Genomic DNA, 17,463 nt, shown 5'->3' on the forward strand with positions numbered 1-17,463 from the left:
AATCTTTGCTGGATTATTATGCCGAAATCCTTGAGCAACGGGCTGACGAACTGCTCCAGATCAGTAAATACGTGGTAGTCGATGCGTACTTTTCCCGAAATCCATTCATCCAACGCGTTGTCAATGCAGGTTTTCATGTAGTCTCCCGCTTGCGTAAAAACGTCAGTCTGCGCTACTACTACAGCGGACCACAAAAGTCAAAAGGGCGGCCTAAGGAATATGCTGGCTTTGTCAACTTATTTAACCTTGATCCTGCCGTATTTAGTCGAGTGGAAGCGCTGAGTTCACCTCAAACCGTTGCTTGGACGGGCGTGGTTCAACTAAAAGTAGCAGGATTAAAAATCCGTATCGTGGTTATACACCAACTTGACGAAAAAAACAAAATCAAGTCTGTGAAGGTATACATGAGCACCGATGTTGATCAGCCAGCCGAACAAATTGTCCATGCTTACCGCTGTCGTTACCAACAAGAATTCATTTTCCGCGATGGCAAGCAGTTCAGCGGTTTAGAAGAGGGGCAAGGGCGTGATTGGCTTAAGATCGACTTCCACGTCAACTGCGCGCTAACGGTAGTTAATTTGGCTAAAGCTGCCCACCACTTAGCGGTTCCCGACCTTGAACGCGGAGCATTTTCCATGGCTGATATTACAACTGCCTATACCAATGAGCGCTTGGCTTTACGCATTTTCAGCAGGTGTGGGATTGACCCGAACCTGCCAAAAAGTCAAGAGGTACTGGCGGAGGTCAGGAACTACGCCGCTAGAGCAGCTTGAAATCGCAGCGGACCATTGTCATAATAGTACCTGCCAATGAATTGTCTTTCTTGTCCAACAAAGCAATCATCTTTGTAGTAAGGTCTGGTTATTTCGTCAAGTTCAAAAGTGATTAGGTGATTTTCGTCAATTAATCCTTTTCCGAAATATGTAATAGTTCTTCCATTGCTGCTAACAGTTTGGCCTTTAAGTAATAAACAACAGGGAATTAAAAGTATAAATAAAAATATCTTCATCCTTCAAAATTGTGGTTAACTACCTTCCACCCACAACACCCCTTGCGCTTTTCGCTTCCCAGAACCTCATCTTGGGGCTGACGATACTGTAGCAATTGCTGAGTCTTATACAGTGCTGTAAAGCAAGCAATCTTGACGTTCTTGTTGCCAAGCAGCCCCTAGGTGTAGCGTCCGCCAATACCGCGTTCAAGTAAGGGGCGGCGAAAAAGTCGCGAAAGCCAAGATGACTTACCTTCCGATAACTACGCCCCGCCAAGATATCCCTTTCTCCTCCAAAAATACAACTCCCTTTAAAAAAAACACCCCCACCCCCTATCTTCCCCCCCATGAAAACCACCCTCCTCCTCTTCGCATCCCTCTGCCTAAGCACGCTGGCCGGACAAAACGTACTGCAAGACCTCATCGCCGCCAACCGCGGCACCTTCGGGGAATGGGCCGCTGACCCCGACAAGTTCGAAATCCAGGTGCTGTATTCGGAGATTGAGCGGGGGGCGGAAGGGAGCGTCCGCCTGAAAACCCACCGCTGGGGGGCGCGGGATACGAGCCAGTATTTTTATCCCGCCAGCTCCGTCAAGCTGCCCGTGGCGGTTTTGGCTTTGCAGCGGCTGCGGGAGCTGGGGGCGACGGGACTGGGCTACCAAACCCCGCTCTTCCACGGAACGAGCACCGCACCTGCGTCCGCGCCCCAAACACCAGCTTACGCTGACCCGAGCAGCCCCACGGGCCTGCCCACGGTGGAGCACTACATCCGCAAGATTTTTCTGGTGAGCGATAACGACGCCTACAACCGCCTGTTTGAATGGCTGGGCCCCACCTACCTCAACCAGGCCCTGCACCGGGCGGGCATCAGCGGCGGGCGACTGCAACACCGCGTGGGCGTGAGCGGCTTCGATACCGAAACCCACGCCTGGCTCAACCCCGTGCGCTTCGCCAATGGCTACGAAACCCTTTTTCAGGTGGGGGAGCGCCACGACCGCTATTTCGACCCGCTGCCCCAGATCAAGGGGCAGTTCCGCGGCCGCGGCTACACGAACAACGCGGGAGACCTGGTGCAGGAACCCTTTGACTTCAGCGCCAAAAACTACCTCTCCGTGCGCAACCTCCACGATATCCTCCTGCGCGCCGTCTTGCCCGAGGCCGTGCCCGCCCACCAACGTTTTCAGCTGGATTCGGCGGACTACGCCCTGCTGCGCCTGGCCATGGGCCAGCGCCCCCGCGAGAGCACCACACCCGCCTACGATAAGCCCGATAACTACGTCAAGTTCTGGATCTACGGCGACCAGCCCGAGGAGACGGCCATCCCCAAGCGCCTGCGGATCTACAATAAAGTCGGCTGGGCCTACGGCTACCTGACCGACGCCGCCTACATCGTCGACGCCGAAACGGGCGCCGAATTTATCCTGGTGGGCACCATCTACGTCAACGACAACGGCATTTTTAACGACGGCGTCTACGAATACGCAACGAAGGGACTGCCCTTTTTCGGGGAGCTGGGCCGGGCCGTGCTCGACTACGAACGGAAAAAACGGCGGTAGCGGGAATGCCTGGCTGAACCCGCTTTTTGGGGAGACGAAGCGCCCCGGGGCGTTTATTAGGAAAACCTTGACGGTGGGCGGGTACGACTGCGTTTGCGGAAATCGTTTCCGTAGCGCTACCTTCCGGTGGCCAAAGACAAACATTTGGCACTGCATTTGCCTTTGAATGCTTGCTGGGACGGCAGTAATTGATCTGCCGGCTCCCCCCGCGCTTTTATCTTGGAATGCGAGAAAAAAACCAACTACTATGCAAAGATTCACCTTTCACAAACTAAGCGTTCTGGTCTTGTTGCTGTCCCTGAGCGTCGGCCTGCAAACTTGCGCCGTTAACCCCGTCACCGGCAAACGCCAGGTGTCGTTCATTTCCGAGCAACAGGAAATCCAGATGGGCCAGTCTTACGACCCCCAGGTGATAGCCGAGATGGGCCTTTACGTCAACCCCAAACTGCAGCAGTTCCTTTCTCAGAAGGGGCAGGCGATGGCGGCCATTTCCGAGCGGCCGCAGTTGCCCTGGAGTTTCAAGCTGGTGGATTCGCCCGTAGTCAATGCCTTTGCCGTGCCGGGGGGCTTCGTGTACTTCACGCGGGGCATCATGGCCCACTTCAACAACGAGGCGCAGTTTGCGGGCGTACTGGGCCACGAGATCGGCCACGTTACGGCCCGCCACACGGTGCAGCAGCAAAGTCGGCAAACCCTGGCCCAGATCGGCCTCATCGGCGGTATGGTTCTGAGCCCCGAGCTGGCCAGCCAGGGCGAAGGCCTGATGCAGGGCATGCAACTCTTGTTCCTTAAGTTTGGCCGCGACGCCGAGAGCCAGTCGGATCAACTCGGCGTGATTTACAGCACCAAAATCGGCTACGACGCCAAGGAAATGGCGGGCTTTTTCACCACCCTGAGCCGCCTGAGTGGTGGTGCGGAAAACCGCGTCCCTACCTTCCTGAGCACCCACCCCGACCCCGATAACCGCGAAGTCACCGTCCGCCAACTCGCCCAGCAGGCCCAGGCCAACCTCGGCACCACCAACCTGGAAGTTGGCCGCAACAGCTACCTGCAAATGATCGACGGCATGATCTACGGCGAAGACCCCAAGCAGGGCTTCGTCGAGGCGGGCTCTTTCTACCACCCCGAACTGCGCTTCCAGTTCAAGATTCCCGGGCAGTGGCAATTGCTCAATTCTCCCTCGCAGGTGCAGATGGTTTCCCCCGATCAAAAATCGGTGATGCAAATGCGTCTCGCCCAGGGGACCGACCAAAACGCGGCGGCCCAGTCGTTCATCCAGGAAGCCAAGGTGCAGGGCGCGCAAGTCAGCAACCAGGCCATCAACGGACTGCCCGCCGCGACGGTCTTGGGCGACGTTGTGCAGCAATCCCAGGACGGCAGCCAATCGCAAACCATCCGCGTACTGGCCAGCTTCATCTCCTACGGCGGCAACACCTACATGCTGCTCGGTATGGCCCTGGCCCCCGACTTCAGCCGCTACCAGCGCGACATCGAATACACCCTCAGCAGCTTTGCTAAGCTCACCGACGCCAGCAAGCTCAACCGCCAGGCCGAGCAGATCAAGATTGTCACCAGTAAAGGTGGGCAAACGCTCCAGCAGGCCCTCCTGGCCAGTGGTCTTCCCCAAGACCGCCTCAATGAGGTGGCCATCCTCAACGGTATGGAGCTTACGCAGACCCTGCCCGCTGGCTTGATGTTCAAGACCCTGACGGGGGGTAGTTTGCGCTAGGCGTAAAGAGCGAGGCTTTCTAATTAATTGGGATGGACCCGTACTACCTCCAGGGAACTCCGTTTTTTCCGCTGCGCGGGTTTTTCACCACTAAGGCATTAAGGCCACCGAGTTGCGCTAAGGGCTTGTCTAAGTTGGTTCTCTCCAGCCAATGATCCCGGGGGCGAAAACCCGCTATGGCTTTGGCCTAGCTAATTAGACAGCCTACGGAAAGAGGTTAGCGCTTCCTTGACAGATTGGCAAGCAAAGGAGTGTTTCTTGACACGAAAGCTCCTTTGCCTGTCTTTTTGACCCATTTTTGCCCTTTAATAGGCTTTCGTGTCATAGATTAGCGCTATGGATCCCTTCAAACCTTCGTTACTGCCGCTCCGTACCCTCGATCTAAACGATTATAAAGACCTTGTCGGCCCCGCCAACCGTGCCGTGGCTCGCTACGACGGGTTATTGCACGCTATGATTAATCCAGAGCTCCTACTTAGCCCGCTTAGGACGCAAGAAGCTGTACTGTCGTCTCGAATTGAAGGGACGGTCGCTACTTACCAAGACGTAGCCAGCTATGATGCCAAGATGAAAATCCCGGACGGGCAGGCTGCTGATTTAGAGGAGGTAATAAACTATCGGAGCGCACTGGGCCAGGCGCGTGAAGACATGTTGAAGCTGCCTCTAACGTTAAATTTGGTCCGTTCCATACACCATACATTGATGAATGGTGTGCGAGGTCATAATAGTGCCCGAGGAGAATTTCGCCGTATCCAGAATTGGATCGGCCCACCTAATTGTACCCTGGAAAATGCCACGTACGTGCCACCCGCCACCAGTGATATGCTCGATGCTTTGTACAATTGGGAAAAGTACCTCCATGAGGAGGATATTGACATTATGATCCAGTTGGCAGTAGTCCATGCTCAGTTCGAGATCATTCACCCATTCCTTGATGGTAACGGCAGAATAGGCCGTATTTTGATCCCCTTGTTTTTATATCACAAAGAGGTGATTCACACCCCCTATTTCTACATGAGTGACTATCTCGAGAGCAACCGCAGGGATTACTATCGTGCACTGAAAGCCATTACCCAAGATAATGATTGGAAGGGCTGGATAAGATTTTTTTTAGTCGGAGTCATTGAACAGGCGGAAAAGAGTACTAAACAAGCCTCAGAGACCCTCGGCCTGTACGAAAAAATGAAGCACGAAATAGTCCGAGTAACGAATAGCCAGTATTCGATTCCTACACTAGATTACCTTTTTGAACATCCAATATTCAGCAACCAAGCTTTTTTTAGTGACTCGGGTATTCCACGTCGGACCGCCAACAGGATAATCGACCAACTCTTAAGGGAACAGATCATAAATGTAATTAAACAGGGAAGTGGCCGAACGCCAAGCCTTTACAAATTCCACGCCCTTCTCAAAATCGTCAATCGGTAAGGCATGGTGGGCCTCAGATATAAATCGCAGTAAGCTCCGCCTCAATACCAGACAGGGTGGCGGGTTCCAAGGCGCTCATTTCCTCGCGGTGGGTGTGGAAGAGCACGAGGGTGATGGCGGGCAGGTCCAGGGGATCCAGGCCGATGAATTCTTTCAGCTTGGCTTCGCTGAAGCCCGTAAGCCGTTCCACCTGGGGGTAATCCAAGGCCAGGCTTTCCATGCGGCTGGCTAGCCCACGGTCGAGGTAAAAAAGTACCCGGGCGTACTCGTAAAGGCCGAGGTGCAGGTATTTTTTGGGCTCGATGCAGGAGCGGAGGAAAACGTTGAGCGTCCAGATGATGGCTCCGTCGTCGGAGTGCATCTCGCTGCAGTGCAGGACGTCGTGAACGGGGGAGGGGAAATAATGGCGGTAAAAGACGACGGTGTTAAACCCTTCCAGGAGGAATTCTCGGCGGTGAAAACCGATGGTTGCGGCGGAGGCGGCGACCATGATGGGGATATCCGGCGGAATTTCCTCGATGGCCTGGCCGTGGACGTGGGTGGCTTCGCGGAGCAGGAAGGTGCGGCGGCGGAACTCCCGCTTGCCCGCCAGGTCGAGCCGGCGGTAGAGGTCGAAACGCTGCAAGAGCGGTGCCAGGTCCGTCGGCAAATCCGGTGGATGGCGCTGCCAGAACCACCACATGATCTGGGGGGAAAGGCTGTACACGCCGGCGACCACGAGCAGGGGGATGATGATGAGGGCGGAGTGCACCTCGCCGGTGGTCCAAGACAAAATGAGGCCCAACAGAATCAGACAGGCGCTGGAGAGGTAGGTGGCTTGAACGGGATTCAAGAGGTTTTGCTTTTGGGGGTAACGATTTATGGGCGGTGTACGTTGTGAGGGCTGGGGGGTGCTTTTTCCCTGCTCTCCCCCTTTGGGGGTTGGGGGGCCAACCAACTCCCCCCTTCGGGGGGTCGGGGGGGAGCACCTGCGGCCGCGCCCAGCTGGAAAAACGGCGCAGCAAAACCACCCCAAGAACAAAAAACGCGAAACGCTTGGTGAAGTCGTGGAACTGGACTTAACTTTGCGTCGCTTTACCAGGAACGCCTGGTGGACGAAGCCGCAAACAGCGGTAAATAAACGGTGCGGTAGCTCAGTTGGTAGAGCAATGGACTGAAAATCCATGTGTCGGCGGTTCGATTCCGCCCCACACCACCCAGTAGACTTGTCTTGCTGGTCCTCAAACGGCTGCAAGCGGCAAATTTTACACTGTACGGCGTTAAAAAGCCTCGCCGATGCTAAGGCATCGCCTACGTTTTTTGCCTTGTCCAGTGTAAAATTCTGCACGCTCTCGCTCGTTCATGACCAGCAGAACAAGTCTAAAGAGAACGGAAGCTGGCTGGGCCGGTTTCCGTTTTTCGTTAGACCTTATCACTCCCTCATGTTTCACTCCCTGCACCATCATCTGGCTATGTTGTCTTGCCCACGCGGCGAGCGGTAATACCAGTGAAAGGCAAGGAGCGTCCTGAAAAATTACCCCTCAAGGTCCGTCGGCAAGCTGCCAACGGGCCTTTTTTCATTTGGCCCGGCGGCGGACAAACTCTTTCTCCCCAAAATTCTTACCTCTTTATGTCTACCCAACCCCTCCGCATCGCCGTGCAGAAATCAGGCCGCCTCCTCGATGAATCCATCGAGTTGCTCCGGGAATGCGGCATCAAAATCGACAATGGCCGCGACCAGCTGAAGGCCCCTGCCCGAAATTTTCCCGTCGAGGTGCTTTACCTCCGCAACAGCGACATCCCGCAGTACATCCAGGATGGCGTGGCCGACATCGGCATCCTGGGCGAAAACACCATCATCGAGAAGGGTAAGCAGGTAGACATCGTGCAGCAGCTCGGTTTCAGCAAGTGCCGTCTGAGCGTGGCTACGCCCAAGGGGATGCCTTACGCTGGCCTGGCCACCTTGCAGGGCAAGCGCATTGCCACCAGCTACCCCAATAGCCTCAGGGCTTACCTGGCCGCCAACGCCATCGAGGCCGAAATCCACGAAATCTCCGGCTCCGTGGAAATTGCCCCCAACATCGGTTTGGCCGACGCGATCTGCGACCTCGTCTCTTCCGGTTCCACGCTCTTCAAAAATGGCCTGGAGGAGCAGGAGGTGGTGCTCCGCTCCGAGGCCGTCATTGCCGCCAGTCCCCGCATGGACGCCGGGCGCCGGGCCATTCTCGATCAGCTCCTTTTCCGCGTCAAAGCCGTCCTGGAGGCCCGCAACAAAAAATACCTGCTGATGAACGTGCCTACCGCCAAGCTGCCCGACGTTACCCGACTGCTGCCCGGTATGCGCTCGCCCACCGTGCTGCCGCTCGCCGAGGAGGGCTGGAGCAGCGTCCACACCGTCATCGCCGAAGACCGTTTCTGGGACATCATCGATACCCTGCGCGCCGCCGGTGCCGAAGGCATCCTTATTGTCCCCATCGATAAAATGATCCTCTAAAAGCCTACCCCCAAAATGACCATTTACCCCAACCCACCGCGCCAGGAATGGCCCACGCTCGTGCAGCGCCCCGCCAAAGACCTCAGCACCCTGCGCGGGGCGGTCGGCGGCATCATGGATTACGTAAAAGCGCGCGGGGACGCGGCGCTGCTGGAACTGACCAGCCGCTTCGACGGCCTGAAACTGGAAGAACTGCGCGTTTCGGACGCGACCATTGCGGCGGCGGCGGAGCAACTCACGCCTGAACTGCGGGCCGCCATCCAATTGGCCAAGGCCAACATCGAGCGCTTCCACCTGGCGCAGCGCGAGCAAGCCAGCGAGGTAGAGACCATGCCGGGCGTGACCTGCTGGCGCGAGAGCCGGGGCATCGACCGCGTGGGCCTTTACATCCCCGGCGGCACGGCCCCCTTGTTCAGTACCGTGCTGATGCTGGCCGTACCGGCCCAGATTGCGGGCTGCGGCGAAGTCGTGCTTTGCTCGCCGCCCAACCGGACGCTGGGGGACATCCACCCGGCGGTGCTCTACGCGGCGGGCTTGTGTGGGGTGACCAAAATCTTCCGCGTCGGCGGCGCCCAGGCCATCGCGGCCATGGCCTACGGCACGGAGACGGTGCCGGCGGTTTACAAAATTTTCGGTCCCGGCAACGCCTACGTTACCGTCGCCAAGCAGCTGGCCCAGCTCGAAGGCCTGGCCATCGATATGCCCGCCGGACCGAGTGAGGTGCTGGTGGGCGCGGACGCAGGTGCAAAGCCCGCCTGGGTAGCCGCCGACCTCCTCGCCCAGGCCGAACACGGAGACGATAGCCAGGTCGTGCTCGTCGTAGCAAGTCTGGAGCAGGGCGAGGCCATCAAAAGCGAAGTGCTGCGGCAATTGGAGGATTTACCCCGCCGGGAAATGGCCGCCGCCGCCATCGCCAACTCCCTCATCCTGGTGCTCCCCGGGCGCCAAGACCAGCTCGACTTCATCAACGCCTACGCCCCCGAACACCTCATCCTGTGCCGGGCCGACGCACGCGATTTCGCAGCCGGCATCTCCAATGCTGGCTCCATCTTCCTCGGCTACCATACGCCGGAGAGTGTGGGAGACTACGCCTCGGGCACCAACCACACCCTGCCGACCTACGGCTACGCCCGCAACTACTCCGGGGTCAGCCTCGACTCTTTCGTCAAAAAAATCACTTTCCAGGAGCTGACCGTAGAAGGCCTGCGCCAAGTGGGCCCCGCCGTTGTTACTATGGCCGAGGCCGAAGCCCTCCGGGGCCACGCGCGGGCGGTGACGCTGCGCCTGTCGGATTTGTAATGCTTATGGCCCCGTACTCCGGAGCATCATCTTTCCACGCGTAAAAACCGTTATCTTAACAGCTAGAAAACAGCTACTGATATGAGCAGAGTAGAAGTCAAAGATTCGATCATCGAAAACCTTGAAAAGGTTGACGAAGCCATGCTGCTGGCCGTTCAGCGGATGCTCGATACTTACCTCGCTGCGCAGGCTAAGGACAAAGATTCTTATCCTGAAGACTACGATCCAGAAGGAAACAGACTCGACCGGGATGAGATTATTCAGGAGATAGAGCTTATCAATGACCGGATTGATGCGGGTGAAGAGCCCGAAATTCCACTTGAGGTGGTGCAAAATAACCTGGAAAAAGTTCTTGCTGATTAGCCAAAAGCTATCTGAAGACCGATCCAGGAATGATCATCCAGACCATCGAAGAAGAGTAGCTTTGCGTGCCTGAACGCTTTGATAGCCCGATAATTTTAAGACAATGACCATTACTTCCGTGCAGTGGACGGCCGAAAACATCCAATCTCTAGTCCTCCCCCACCTACTAACCCTCAAGGCCTATTCCAGCGCCCGTTCTGAATTCAAAGGCGTGGCCGAAGTGCTGTTGGACGCCAACGAAAGTCCCTGGTCCACCGGCCGCAACCGCTACCCCGATCCGTTATCCACCGAGTTGCGGCGGGCTTTGGGCCAACTGAAAAATTTCAACCCGGAGCAGATCGTCTTCGGCAACGGCTCGGATGAGTTGGTCGACCAGATTACGCGCATTTTCTGCGGCGGAGACGATGCGGTACACGCCCTGCCACCCACCTTCGGGATGTACAAAGTGGCCGCCGGCATCGCTGGTGCGGACTTCCGGGCGACGACCTTGACGGCAGACTTTCGCATCCCGGTCGAAGAACTGAAGACCAGTTGGGACGAGCGCAGCAAAATCCTCTGGCTCTGCAGCCCCAACAACCCGAGTGGGAACGCCATGGACGCGGAAGTGCTGGAAGATCTGATCCGGACCTTCCCCGGTACCGTGGTGCTGGACGAGGCTTACATCGACTTCGTGCCGGAGCTGAGCTTCCTGCCCCGGCTGGCGGAATTCCCCAACCTGATCATCACCCAGACGCTGAGCAAGGGCTGGGGGATGGCGGGCATTCGCCTGGGGGCGGCCTTTGCTTCGCCGTTCATCATCGGGCTGCTCAACACCATCAAGATGCCCTACAACATCAACGTCCTGACCCAAAACATCGCCCTGGAAGCCCTGCGCAACCCGGCGGCAATGCAGGAAAAGGTGGCCATCCTCATCCAGGAACGGCAGCGGCTGGAGGCGGAGCTGCCCCGCCTGGACTGCGTGGAGTACATCTTCCCTTCCGTGACCAACTTCCTGCTCGTCCGTTTCCGGGATGCGGAGCGGGCGTACCGGCACCTGCTGGACCACGGCATTGTGGTGCGCAACCAGAGCTACTTGCCCAACGCGGAGAACTGTTTGCGGATCACGGCGGGGTTGCGGGAGGAGAATGATCGCTTGTTGGAATGCCTGCGCTTGCTCAACGACTGATCCCCGCTTCCTTCTCCCCTATTTGCAACCCGAAATTCTTCGGGACTATCGCCTGCGACCGCGCCCAATTGCCGCAAAACGCAGCCTCAGTTTCCTCCCCGCCATGAAAAAAATTCTCTTCCTCGACCGCGACGGCACCCTCATTCTGGAACCGGCCGACTACCAGGTGGACCACATCGATAAGCTCAACTTCTTCCCCGGCGTTTTCCGCTGGCTGGGCCGCATCGTGCGGGAGCTGGACTATACCCTGGTGCTGGTGACCAACCAGGACGGGCTGGGCACCGCGAGCTACCCCGAGGCCAGCTTCTGGCCCACCCACAACGCGATGCTCCGCGCCCTGGAGGCCGAGGGCATCACCTTCGCCGAGCAGATCATTGACCGTACCTTCGCCGCCGACCAGCAACCCACCCGCAAACCCGGCACCAAGCTCCTGGAACACTACCTGAACGGAGACTACGACCTGGCCAACAGCTACGTCATCGGTGACCGGCTCACGGACATCCAGCTGGCCAAAAACCTCGGCACCAAAGCCATCTGGATCGACACCGACCCTGAGCTCGGCGCCGAGGAGCTAATCAATGAAAAAATTGCCTCCGAAGAGCCCGTACAGACAGGGCATGCCCTGTCTCCCAATGCCCCCAATGCCCCCCAAGCCCCCAATCCCGCAGAGCAACTAAAAACCACCATCGCCCTACGCACCACCGAATGGGCAGACATCTACCACCACCTCCGCCTCGCCTCCCGCACTGCCACCATCCACCGCAAAACCAACGAAACGGACATTCGCATTGACCTGGACCTCGACGGGACGGGGAAGACAAACATCCACACCGGCCTGGGCTTCTTCGACCATATGCTCGACCAGCTCGGCCGCCACTCCGGCTGCGACCTGAGCGTGGCCGTCCAGGGCGATCTCCACATCGACGAGCACCACACCATTGAGGATACGGCCATTGCCCTGGGGGAGGCTTTTGCCCAGGCCCTCGGCGACAAACTCGGCATCGAACGCTACGGCTTCAACCTGGTGATGGACGAGGCAACGGTGGACGTGCGCCTCGACTTCGGCGGCCGCCCCTGGCTTGTTTGGGACGCCAACTTCCGCCGCGAAAAAATCGGCGACGTGCCCACCGAAATGTTTCACCACTTTTTTAAGTCCTTCACCGACGGTGCCCGCTGCAACCTGGCCATCAAAGTAAGTGGCCAAAACGAACACCACATGATTGAGGCGACGTTCAAAGCACTGGCCAAATCCATCAAAATGGCCAAGCGCCGCGACGTAGACAACATGCGCCTGCCTTCCACCAAAGGAATGCTCTAACCCAAAACCCACATCCATGATTGCGGTCATCAACTACAACGCGGGCAACATCCGCTCCGTCCTCTACGCCCTCGAACGCATCGGGGTGGAGCACATCTTGACGAGCGACCACGACGTGATCCGGTCGGCCGAAAAAGTCATCTTCCCCGGGGTGGGCGCTGCGGCCTCCACCATGGCCCACCTCAATGCAACGGGCCTGACGATGCTGATCCGCAACCTGGAGCAACCCGTCTTTGGCATCTGCGTAGGGATGCAACTGCTGTGTAGCCACAGCGAAGAAGGGGACGTCCCCTGCATTGGCGTATTCCCTGAGAAAGTGAAACGCTTCCGCCCCAACAACGGAGACAAAGTGCCGCACATGGGCTGGAACAATATCCGGCTCACGCCAGAAAACGACTGGGTAAGCGACGCCGTCAACGAACAGTATTGCTACTACGTCCACAGCTACTACGTGGAGCCCGGGCCGCACACGGTAGCGACTACGGAATACTGCGGCATTACCTACGCCGCAATGCTACGGAAAGATAATTTTTACGCTGCGCAATTCCACCCCGAAAAATCGGCGCTGGTGGGGGAACGTATTTTGCGGGACTTTCTGGCCGCTCAGTAGCGGAAAGGAAAAATGTTAACGGTGGTATTTACAATTGAGTAGTGGTTGAGACCTAAAAAGGTAACAACCACTAAAACGCGGTTAAGCGTCTCTCAAAAAATTGTTCATAGTAATACTAAAAGCAGAGGGGGGGCTAAGTGCCAACAATATGCGTTTTAAGGATTTTCAAAAATTCAAATTCATCGTAAAGTAAGGACAGGCAATAGGCTAGGTGGCTATTCTTTATGCAAAGATGCTGCCTGGGCGGTGTAGGTTTCATCCTAATTCACCCAGCCTTAGTTTCATTTCACGGACGGAAAACCGTAAGCTTTCCTTCGCAGAGGTCGGGGGGAGGATGGAGGGCGGCTCCACTTTTGTCGCCTGTGCGACCGGAAAGCCGTTCAAAAGTTCTGAATCCCCATTTTTTGGGGTCGTAGAAAAAAAAAGTGCCAAACGGGGGTGTGCCTGGTGTGACTTTTTCATTGAAGTGCGGTCTTAGTCCGGATAGTTAGGGGAGCACGGGAAAAGTCCGGTGTTCGCCTCCGCCGGAATCCACCAAAATCATCTGATCACCCCGCCACGGGAGCAAATACGGCCTTAGCCCCGCGCCCCCGTTGCCCAAACGAGGAATGATGTCACTTAAAAGAATCTGTTGGTGTTTAAACACCCTGGTGGTGGGCGGCAAACCTCCTTAAATGCCCTCCGCCTGTCTCAATGTTTTGCATGGCAATTGCCTACATCAATTAACCGAAGAAAACCACCTGGACTGATGACACCAAAATTCAACGCAATTGTAATAGAAGACGAAAAAAGCGAACAAGATATCCTGATCACCTTACTCCAGAAGCATTGCCCGGAGATTAAACTCCTGGGCGTGGGGAGCAGCGTCGGGGAGGCCGACGAGTTGATCAGGAATCTGCAACCGCAGTTGGTATTCCTGGATATCCAACTGGGAGATGAAACTGCCTTCACCCTGCTTTCACAACTGGAAGCCATCTCTTTTGAAATTATTTTCGTGACGGCCCACGATCAATATGCCCTTCAGGCGTTTGAGTACATGGCAGTGGATTATTTACTCAAGCCCATTGACGTCAATAAGTTTATCCGGGCCGTAAACAGTGCCAAGGTGAAGATTGAAGGCAAATTCATCCACGCCTCTATGGGGGAAATGTTATCGCACGTCCGGACCTTCAACCGCAACCAGCACAAAATCGCGCTTTCTACTTCGAGTGGCTACGAATTGGTGCCCGTTAAGGACATCATGTACTGCCTGGCGGATGGCAGCTATACCCACTTCTTTTGCGTAGGGAGGGAGCCGATCATGGTCTCCAAAAACCTGAAGCACTACGAAACATTGCTGGCCGATTACGCTTTTTCCCGGATCCATCCTACGGCACTGGTCAATCTCTTCTACGTCAAAAAAATCGACCGCTCCGAGGGCGGATCACTGGTAATGGAAGACGAGCGGACGCTGCCCATTTCCAAGGCAAAGCGGCAGGAGCTGGAGGCGAGCATCAAGGAAAACCACCGTTTGGTTTAGTCATTAGTTCAATAGTCCATAGTTTCGTAGCAGCTACTGAACTACCAGACTATGAACCACTGAACTATGAACTCCCCTCTTCCCCTGCTCCTGATCCTCCTCCTGGCATCCTGCGGCCGCGCCCCCGAAACTGCCACCAGCGAAGCCAGCAATCTCCGCCTGGAACAACAGCGGGATTACCTGCGGATTTACCACGGAGATCGGCCCGTCCTCAACTACTGGCTGACGCCCCAACTCCCCGCAGGGCTGCCCGGGCACTACACCCGCAGCGGCTTTTTGCACCCGGTGTGGAGCCCTGCTGGCGCAGTGGTGACCGATGACTTCCCCGTCGGCCACGAACACCAGCACGGCATCTTTACCGCCTGGACGCACACGACCTTCCGCGATAGTTTCGTCGATTTCTGGAACACCCAAAAGGAGCTGGCTACCGTCGTGCACCAGTCGGTCGAAGACCTACTGGATACGGCGGGCTACGTCGGCTTTACTGCGGCCCTGGTTCACCGCAGCCACGCCTTCGGGGTCATCCTGGAAGAAGACCTGACGGTGCGGGTCCACGACCGGAGCGACGTTTTTGTGTGGGACATCCGCAGTGTGCAACGCAACGTTACGGCAGACACCCTTTTCCTCAACAAGCATCTGTACGGGGGCTTTGGGGCCAGGGGCAGCCGCTACTGGAATGCGGCAGACAGTGCTTTTTATACCGATCCGGCGGAATTTCTTACCAGCACCGGAGCCACCCGGGATTCGGCCAACCACACGCGGCCGGAGTGGACGGCCATGTACGGCCCATTACCGGATGGCCCTGCGGGGCTGGTGGTCATTCCTCATCCCGAAAATTTTCGTTGGCCCGTAGCGGTGCGCGTTCATCCCGAGATGCCCTACTTTTCCGTTTCGCCCGTGGTGGAAGAAGGCTTTGCACTGGCCCCTGGCCAAACCTACGAAAGCCGGTACCGCGTGCTCGTTTTTGATGGCGCGCCCCAGCCGGCGCAAATTGATGCCCTGCGCTGGGAAAAATCCTTGGGAGATTGATGGAGTTGGGGGACTGGTGCCTTACTGCTCACTCATGGTACCAGCCGGCAAAATCTTTGGCGAAGTAGCTGATGATGACGCTGGCACCGGCGCGGCGGATGGATAGGAGGGCTTCGCTGGCTGCGCGACGGTAGTCCAGCCAGCCCCGTTCGGCGGCAGCCAGCAGCATGGCGCATTCGCCGGAGACGTGGTAGGCGGCGATGGGCAGCGTGTGGGCGTCGTGCAGCTCGCGGATGATGTCGAGGTAATTGATGGCGGGTTTTACCATCAGGTAGTCGGCTCCCTCGGCGGCGTCGAGGGCGGCTTCGCGGAGGGCTTCGCGCCGGTTGGCGGGGTCCATCTGGTAGGTCTTTTTGTCGGTCGGCACCCCTTCGAGTTGGCGGGGGGCGGAATCGAGGGCATCGCGGAAGGGGCCGTAGAAAGCGCTGGCGTACTTGGCCGTGTAGCTCATGATGGCCGTATCGGTAAAGCCTTCGGCGTCGAGGGCCCGGCGGATGGAGGCCACGCGGCCGTCCATCATTTCGCTGGGGCCGATGACGTCAAAACCCGCCCGGGCCTGGGCGACGGCCATGGCACCGATGAGGGGGAGGGTTTGGTCGTTGTCAATCCTGCCGTTCAGTACCAGCCCGTCGTGCCCGTCGGTGCTGTAGGGGTCGAGGGCCACGTCGGAGATGAGGCAAATTTCGGGGAACTCCGTTTTCAGGCGGGTGGCGGCGTGGAGATAAAAATTGTCGGGACTGGTGGCGTAGCTGCCCGTCTTATCCTTGTGCTGTTCGGGTACGGCGGGGAACATGATGAAGCTCCGGATGCCGAGGGCCAGGCACCCGGCGACCTCCTGCACGACCTCTTCAATCCCCAGGCGAAAGGTGCCTGGCAGGCTGACGACGGGCAGGCGGGCGTGGGGATCGGGCAACAAAAAGATGGGCTGCACGAGATGGCCGGGCGTCAGTTCCCTTTCCCGGACGAGGGCACGGATGGCGGAAGATTGGCGGTTGCGGCGGGGGCGGGAAAGCATAGGCAAGAGGCGTGGTTGGTAGGTGGGAGCTGGGGTAGTTCAGTAGTTCAGTAGTTCGTAGTTCAGTAGTTCAGTAAACATACTTACTTGAACGGTCTCCGGGGGAACTGGGTAGGCCTTTTGGCTTCGCTCCTGTAGGCTAAACCCAACGCCCGTACATCCCTACGGTTGCACCCAGCGGGTGCCTTCGGCTGACCGAAAAAATAGACGGGTGGACTACCCGTTCGTTACGAGCGTGCCGACGGCCTCACCGTAAATGATTTTTTTGAGGTTGTCCGGGTTGTTGATGTCGAAGACGATGACCGGGAGGTTGTTGTCGTCGCAGAGGGCAAAGGCGGCCTGATCGAGGATGCGGAGGCCTTTGATCATGGCTTCCTTGAAGGAGAGTTTTTCGTACTTCGTGGCGGTGGGGTCCTTTTCGGGGTCGGCCGTGTAGATGCCATCGACGCGGGTGCCCTTCAGGAGAACGTCGGCTTTGATTTCGTTCGCGCGCAGGGCGGCAGCAGTATCGGTGGTGAAGTAGGGGTTGCCCGTACCGGCGCTGAAGATCACGACCCGGCCTTTTTCCAGGTGGCGTACGGCGCGGCGGCGAATGTAGGGTTCGGCAATTTGCTGCATCTCAATGGCCGAAATCAGGCGGGTGAATACGCCGTGGGTCTCCATCATGCTCTGCAGGGCCATGCCGTTGATGACCGTGGCCAGCATCCCCATGTAATCTCCCTGGGTGCGCTCTACGCCCGACTCAGCGGCCGAAAGCCCCCGGAAGATGTTGCCACCGCCAATGACCACGGCTACTTCCACCCCCATGTCTACCAATCCCCGGATTTGTTGCGTATAGTAAACCAGCATTTGGGGGTCGATGCCGTACTGCTGGTTCCCCATCAGGGTTTCACCACTCAGCTTGAGCATCACTCGACGGTATTTCAGGGACATTGGGAAGGGATTTGACGTTTGTTTTTCAGGAACGGCCC

General features: G+C 57.3%; 15 protein-coding genes and 1 tRNA gene. 13 read left to right on the top strand and 3 right to left on the bottom strand.

Going from position 1 to position 17,463, the window contains the following annotated elements; translation table 11 throughout:
• From H9S92_RS15800 to H9S92_RS15815, 4 genes are all read left to right on the top strand, one after another.
• The coding region (locus tag H9S92_RS15800; protein WP_187464848.1) for a transposase at positions 1-773 on the top strand (773 nt) is incomplete at its 5' end.
• A 562-nt stretch (positions 774-1,335) separates the two neighbouring features.
• Entirely contained in the window at positions 1,336-2,544 is a 1,209-nt protein-coding gene (locus H9S92_RS15805; protein ID WP_187467663.1) for a serine hydrolase, read from the top strand.
• A 247-nt stretch (positions 2,545-2,791) separates the two neighbouring features.
• Positions 2,792-4,273 (top strand): M48 family metalloprotease, encoded by a 1,482-nt coding sequence (locus H9S92_RS15810; RefSeq protein WP_187467664.1) that lies wholly within the window; start codon positions 2,792-2,794, stop codon positions 4,271-4,273.
• A gap of 336 nt (positions 4,274-4,609) precedes the next feature.
• Positions 4,610-5,701, top strand: a complete 1,092-nt coding sequence (locus H9S92_RS15815; RefSeq protein WP_187467665.1) for a Fic family protein — start codon at positions 4,610-4,612, stop codon at positions 5,699-5,701.
• A 13-nt stretch (positions 5,702-5,714) separates the two neighbouring features.
• On the opposite strand, the gene H9S92_RS15820 is transcribed toward H9S92_RS15815, so the two are convergent.
• Positions 5,715-6,533 (bottom strand): hypothetical protein, encoded by an 819-nt coding sequence (locus tag H9S92_RS15820; RefSeq protein ID WP_187467666.1) that lies wholly within the window; start codon positions 6,531-6,533, stop codon positions 5,715-5,717.
• 290 nt (positions 6,534-6,823) lie between these two features.
• Here H9S92_RS15820 and H9S92_RS15825 point away from each other — a divergent pair.
• From H9S92_RS15825 to H9S92_RS15865, 9 genes are all read left to right on the top strand, one after another.
• Positions 6,824-6,896 (top strand) — tRNA-Phe (locus H9S92_RS15825).
• A gap of 414 nt (positions 6,897-7,310) precedes the next feature.
• A complete protein-coding gene (hisG, locus tag H9S92_RS15830; RefSeq protein WP_187467667.1) occupies positions 7,311-8,174 on the top strand; it encodes an ATP phosphoribosyltransferase in 864 nt (287 codons plus the stop codon).
• Between the two features lie 15 nt (positions 8,175-8,189).
• Entirely contained in the window at positions 8,190-9,473 is a 1,284-nt protein-coding gene (hisD, locus tag H9S92_RS15835; RefSeq protein WP_187467668.1) for a histidinol dehydrogenase, read from the top strand.
• A gap of 81 nt (positions 9,474-9,554) precedes the next feature.
• The gene (locus H9S92_RS15840) at positions 9,555-9,836 is read left to right on the top strand and encodes a hypothetical protein (RefSeq protein WP_187467669.1); all 282 of its coding nucleotides are present in this window, start codon (positions 9,555-9,557) and stop codon (positions 9,834-9,836) included.
• Positions 9,837-9,939: 103 nt separating this feature from the next.
• Positions 9,940-11,001, top strand: coding sequence for a histidinol-phosphate transaminase (gene hisC / locus H9S92_RS15845; RefSeq protein WP_187467670.1), 1,062 nt, complete (start codon positions 9,940-9,942; stop codon positions 10,999-11,001).
• 103 nt (positions 11,002-11,104) lie between these two features.
• The gene (gene hisB / locus H9S92_RS15850) at positions 11,105-12,319 is read left to right on the top strand and encodes a bifunctional histidinol-phosphatase/imidazoleglycerol-phosphate dehydratase HisB (protein ID WP_187467671.1); all 1,215 of its coding nucleotides are present in this window, start codon (positions 11,105-11,107) and stop codon (positions 12,317-12,319) included.
• Positions 12,320-12,335: 16 nt separating this feature from the next.
• A complete protein-coding gene (hisH, locus tag H9S92_RS15855) occupies positions 12,336-12,929 on the top strand; it encodes an imidazole glycerol phosphate synthase subunit HisH (RefSeq protein WP_187467672.1) in 594 nt (197 codons plus the stop codon).
• Positions 12,930-13,677: 748 nt separating this feature from the next.
• Positions 13,678-14,448: a LytR/AlgR family response regulator transcription factor gene (locus H9S92_RS15860; RefSeq protein ID WP_187467673.1), complete on the top strand. Its 771-nt coding sequence runs from the start codon at positions 13,678-13,680 to the stop codon at positions 14,446-14,448.
• A gap of 66 nt (positions 14,449-14,514) precedes the next feature.
• Positions 14,515-15,477 (top strand): DUF6807 domain-containing protein, encoded by a 963-nt coding sequence (locus H9S92_RS15865; protein ID WP_187467674.1) that lies wholly within the window; start codon positions 14,515-14,517, stop codon positions 15,475-15,477.
• 28 nt (positions 15,478-15,505) lie between these two features.
• Here H9S92_RS15865 and hemB read toward each other — a convergent pair whose 3' ends face one another.
• Together hemB and pyrH are read right to left on the bottom strand one after the other, a co-directional pair.
• A complete protein-coding gene (hemB, locus tag H9S92_RS15870) occupies positions 15,506-16,492 on the bottom strand; it encodes a porphobilinogen synthase (RefSeq protein ID WP_187467675.1) in 987 nt (328 codons plus the stop codon).
• A 216-nt stretch (positions 16,493-16,708) separates the two neighbouring features.
• On the bottom strand, positions 16,709-17,425 hold the full coding sequence (gene pyrH, locus H9S92_RS15875; protein WP_187467676.1) for a UMP kinase: 717 nt from the start codon (positions 17,423-17,425) through the stop codon (positions 16,709-16,711).
• Positions 17,426-17,463: the final 38 nt, after the last annotated feature.

It is taken from the genome of Neolewinella lacunae (genome assembly GCF_014349155.1).
GTDB lineage: Bacteria > Bacteroidota > Bacteroidia > Chitinophagales > Saprospiraceae > Neolewinella > Neolewinella lacunae.